This window comes from Shewanella sp. TB7-MNA-CIBAN-0143 (assembly GCF_040310065.1).
Classification (GTDB): domain Bacteria; phylum Pseudomonadota; class Gammaproteobacteria; order Enterobacterales; family Shewanellaceae; genus Shewanella.
Map to the genome: position 1 here is coordinate 1 of NZ_JBEOPL010000088.1, position 276 is coordinate 276.

At 54.0% G+C, this 276-nt stretch carries 2 tRNA genes; both read left to right on the top strand.

Going from position 1 to position 276, the window contains the following annotated elements:
• Window positions 1-97 precede the first annotated feature (97 nt).
• Window positions 98-174: transfer RNA gene (locus tag AAEY97_RS21215), tRNA-Arg, on the top strand.
• A gap of 27 nt (window positions 175-201) precedes the next feature.
• Window positions 202-275, top strand: a tRNA-Arg gene (locus tag AAEY97_RS21220).
• The last annotated feature ends 1 nt before the right edge of the window (window position 276 follow it).

A 276-nucleotide genomic window follows, 5' to 3' on the forward strand; every position in this document is an offset into this window, starting at 1 on the left:
GCCGAAGGCGCTCCCCTGCTAAGGGAGTATGGGCTTTAAATCCCATCGAGGGTTCGAATCCCTCCTTCTCCGCCATTTCTTACAATAGATATACGATGCGGATGTAGCTCAGCTGGATAGAGTACCTGGCTACGAACCAGGCGGTCGGAGGTTCGACTCCTCCCATCCGCACCATTATCTATTAAAGTGTTAAACATGAATGCGCGTGTAGCTCAGCTGGATAGAGTACCTGGCTACGAACCAGGCGGTCGGAGGTTCGACTCCTCCCACGCGCAC